A 4,148-nucleotide genomic window follows, 5' to 3' on the forward strand; every position below is an offset into this window, starting at 1 on the left:
TCGTGACGCACCTGCCGCAGGTCGCCGCGTTCGCCGACAACCATTTGGTGATCGGCAAGACCGGCGGCGGCGCGCGCGGGCGGCAGTCGTCCTCGCTGACGGCACTGGATCGGTCGGCGCGGGTCGCCGAGCTGGCCCGCATGCTGGCCGGTCTGGGCGACAGCGACACCGGCCGAGCCCACGCCGAGGAACTGTTGGAGATGGCCGAGGCGGCGCACCGGGAGTCCGGGGATTGCGCGGAGCGACCGAGTGGGGAATAGGGATGTTGTTCGCGCCGGTGGGGCCGAAGCCTGACGTCGGCGTACGACCACCCGGCTACTCGTAGCGTTGGCCGTTCCAGGTGAGGATCTTGCTGGTGATGGTGCCGCTCGCGCAGGCCGGGTTGCAGTCGTTGGACAGTTCTTTGATCGTGTAGCGGCCGTCGGGGCCCGGGCCGATGACTCCGGCGGAGTAGTACGCGTGGGTGGTGGACTGATATCCGCCGGCCTCGCCCCAGCCGATGTCCTCGTACCCGGTCTTGTTGGGCACCAGCGTGATGACGCCGTTGTAGCGACCTGGGTTGTACTTGATGAAGACGTTGTTGGTCGCATCGGTCACCGGATCAACGAAGTCTAGGGCGTCTCCGTAGACGGTCACTTTCTGGACGAGGAGCTTCTTGCCCCCGCTGTCGACGGCCGCGATACATCCTTGGCCGGGGCGGCTCTTCTCTTCTCGTCGAATGCCGATGGTCACGGTGCCGAGCTGCGGGTGCTTCACCTCGCGCCGGTCGTCGATCCGGCCGCACAGGGCATTGAGGGTGGTGGCGGGATCGATGTGCTTGAATAGGCCGATTTCCCACGCGCCGTCGGGGAGCTGCGTGGTCAGGCCGGCGTCGGACACGATGAGGCCGTTCGTGATGGCATTGAGTACAGGGAGATATCGGGCGCTGGCCCGGCCGACTTTCGATGCGATCCGGCGCTTGCGCATCTCATCGAACGCCCGGTCCGACAGCCGTCCTGCCACTTCACTGAGGACGTCAGCCGGCTTGTCCATCACACAGAGCGCGGCCGCCGCCATCCCGACGCCGGCTTTGGAGGACTCGGTGGCACCGAGTGCGGTGTTGGCCGCGGACCCGAAGCAGGCCGCCATGGAGCCCACTTCCAGCGCGCTGAAGGTTAGGGGATCGTCCACTGCCTCCTCCGCTAGCTTCCATAGCAGCCCGTAGAGCACGGTCCAGATGTTCGCGGAGGCGGTGATCTTCGAGGTGAGCGGAAGCGACCCGGACGAGAATCCAATGTCGAGGGTGCCACCGGGCGGTACCACCCAGGTCCGCGACGCGACGGACGACGGGAGGCCGAACGCCCGAATCGTCGCGCTTTCGATCTCGGCAGCGATATCGCTGGGCTGGCCGGACCACTGCGACTGGTGGGCCCAAACTGGGGTTACCGGCCCGGTGACGATAATCGCGATCCCGCGGTTGTTGTTGATCTTCACCACCGCGAGGTCGCGGTTGCCGGGGTCGGCTCCGACGCAGACCCGCATCGGGGCCTCTTTGCTGTCGAGGAAAATCGCCTTGTCGAACCACTTGGGTACCGGCTGTGTTTCACACGACGGTGCGTCCGAACGGATACCCAGGACAGAGTTGAGGAAGTGGTTGGTCTCGATGGCAGCGTCGGTGACCCAGTCCCAGACGCTCAGGTGCGGGACCGAGGCGGTCGCGGTCCGGCGCGACTCATCGAGTGTCGCCCGGATCGGGGCCAGGGCCGTGACGTCTTCGCCGGCGACCTCGCTGCGTACCTGGTTGCGGCCGACGAGATAGACGTCGGTGCCTTCCGCAACCGGGTCGGGCAGCGTGTACCGGAACACCAGGGGAACGCTGGGCTGGCCGGAGGACAGCGACACCTCGGCACTCGTGATCGTGTGTTGATACTCGGTGGAGGGCAGCGAGTCTTCGCTCGGACGGATGTCGAGCGTGGCGCTGGCCGGTGCCGCACCGCGGGGCACGGTGATCGTCCAGGATTCGGAGACGGTGATCTCGGTATCGCGATCGGGCGCCAGGGCGACCGATTGCTCGGTGACCGGCGGTGGTTGCGGGCCGCGTGTCGGGGTGCCGGTGACCGAGCACCCGGTGAGGACGAGCAGTGCGGTCAGGGTGACCACGAGCATCCGGTGCATGGGCGTCCTTTCGGTGTGTTGCGTCATTCTCGCATGCGTGCCGAGTTTGAGACCGTGTTCCTAATGTGACAAAAGTTGCGGTTGTTGCGGCGCGCCTCCGTGTGATTGCGCTCGCGTCGGCCCAGTATCGGGGCCATGAGGATGCCCGCTTTGCTCAGCCGCCGCACCGATGAACTCCCCGGTACCACCGGTATCGCCCGGATCGACAAGACGACGAAACGGCTGCTCGACCGGGTCAGTCCCGGCGACCTGGTGATCCTCGACGAGACTGACCTCGATCGGCTCACCGCCGATGCGCTGGTGGCGGCCCAGGTGGTCGGTGTGGTGAACGCCGCACCGTCGATCACCGGCCGCTTCCCGAACCTCGGCCCTGAGGTGCTGGCCGCCGCGGGCATTCCGCTGCTCGACGCGGTGGGCCCAGAAGTCTTCGCGCGGGTCAAAGAGGGCGCCAAGGTGCGACTGTACGACGACCGGCTCTACATCGGTGACCGCGTCGTCGCCCGCGGCACAGAGCTGGACGAGCGGGCGGTGGCCGCACAGATGTTGGAAGCCAAAACTGGGCTGGTCGATCACCTGGAAGCGTTCTCCGGTAACACCATCGAGTTCATTCGCAGCGAGTCGCCGCTGCTGATCGACGGTGTTGGGGTGCCCGAACTCACGGTGAACCTGGAGGGGCGGCACGTTGTCGTCGTTGGGGACGGCTCCGATCGGGTGGCCGACCTCAAGGCCCTCAAACCGTTCATCAAGGAGTACCGGCCGATCATGATCGGGGTGGGAATCGGCGCCGATACGCTGATGAAAGCGGGATACCGGCCGGCCGTGATCGTCGGAGACCCCGACGAGATCAAGACCGAGACGCTCAAGTGCGGTGCCGAACTGGTGCTGCCTGCTGATCCCGACGGGCACGCCGCCGGACTCGAGCGGATCCAGGACCTCGGAGTCGGCGCAACTACCTTCCCGGCCGTCGGCCGGGCCGGTGATCTCGCGCTGTTGCTCGCCGACTTCCATGGCGCCGACCTGATCGTCACCGTCGGCCTGGGCGGCGGAATCAATGACTTCTTCGACCGCAGTCGCCGTGACCAGATTCCGTCGACGTTCCTGACCCGCCTCAAGGTGGGGCAGAAGCTGGTCGACGCCAAAGCTGTCGCGACGCTCTATCGCAGCCGGGTCAGTGGCGCGGTCATCGCCATGCTGCTGTTGGCGGCGCTGATCGTGCTGATCGTCGCGCTCCTGGTCACCTCCGGCGGCGATAGCGCCGTGGCCGAATGGTTCACTGCGCAGTGGCACACCGTGACCGGCTGGTTCGGCGGTATCGGGACTACCGGCTGATGATCACGCTGCGTCAGCATGCGATCTCCCTGATTGCGGTGTTCCTTGCTCTGGCCGTGGGTTTGTTCCTCGGGTCCGGCTTCATCGGCGACGGGTTGAACCGGCTGACCGGCGCCGACCGCGACCGGCTGGGGACCGTCACCGATGAGCGCGATGCGCTCGCCCGGCAGGTCAACACCGACACCGGCTTCATCGAGGCTGTCACGCCGCGGCTGGTCCGCGGGACGCTGGTGCGCACCTCCGTGCTGGTGGTGACCACCCCCAATGCGGCCGAGAACGACGTCGAAGCCATCAAAGGGCTGGTCAACGACGCGGGCGGCACGGTGGCCGGACAGCTCACGCTGACCACCGCCCTGATTCGGGACGAGAGCGCGGCCAAGGTGGCGTCCATCGTCGACCAGTCGATCCCCCGCGGGCAGCAGATTCGGCCCGAGCTCACCGATTCCGGTGCGCGGCTCGGCGATCTGCTCGGTGCGACGCTCCTGGTGCGCGCGGGCGGGCAACCGGTGGCGGCCACCGACCGCGACACCGTCCTGCAGACACTCAACGAGGCCGGCCTGGTGAACTCCACGGCCGCGGCGGTCACCAGTGCCGAACTGGTCGTCGTCGTGACCGGCGGCGCCCTGCCTGCCGACTCCGGCGCGCAAGGGCAGTTGGTGGCGCGC

The 4,148-nt window shown here is 67.2% G+C and carries 3 protein-coding genes and 1 pseudogene; 3 read left to right on the forward strand and 1 reads right to left on the reverse strand.

The window, feature by feature from the left end; translation table 11 throughout:
* Positions 1-260 (forward strand): annotated as a pseudogene (locus tag WAW85_RS04735) (DNA repair protein RecN); the annotation flags it as partial.
* A 55-nt stretch (positions 261-315) separates the two neighbouring features.
* Here WAW85_RS04735 and WAW85_RS04740 read toward each other — a convergent pair.
* The gene (locus WAW85_RS04740) at positions 316-2,154 is read right to left on the reverse strand and encodes a hypothetical protein (RefSeq protein WP_422558494.1); all 1,839 of its coding nucleotides are present in this window, start codon (positions 2,152-2,154) and stop codon (positions 316-318) included.
* Between the two features lie 141 nt (positions 2,155-2,295).
* Between WAW85_RS04740 and steA the strand changes: the two genes are divergently transcribed.
* Together steA and WAW85_RS04750 are read left to right on the forward strand one after the other, a co-directional pair.
* On the forward strand, positions 2,296-3,483 hold the full coding sequence (gene steA / locus WAW85_RS04745; protein WP_422558496.1) for a putative cytokinetic ring protein SteA: 1,188 nt from the start codon (positions 2,296-2,298) through the stop codon (positions 3,481-3,483).
* On the forward strand, positions 3,483-4,148 hold a 666-nt coding region (locus WAW85_RS04750; protein WP_422558495.1), incomplete at its 3' end, for a copper transporter. The genes steA and WAW85_RS04750, both read left to right, overlap by 1 nt.

The organism is Gordonia sp. (in: high G+C Gram-positive bacteria) (assembly GCF_049299075.1).
GTDB lineage: Bacteria > Actinomycetota > Actinomycetes > Mycobacteriales > Mycobacteriaceae > Gordonia.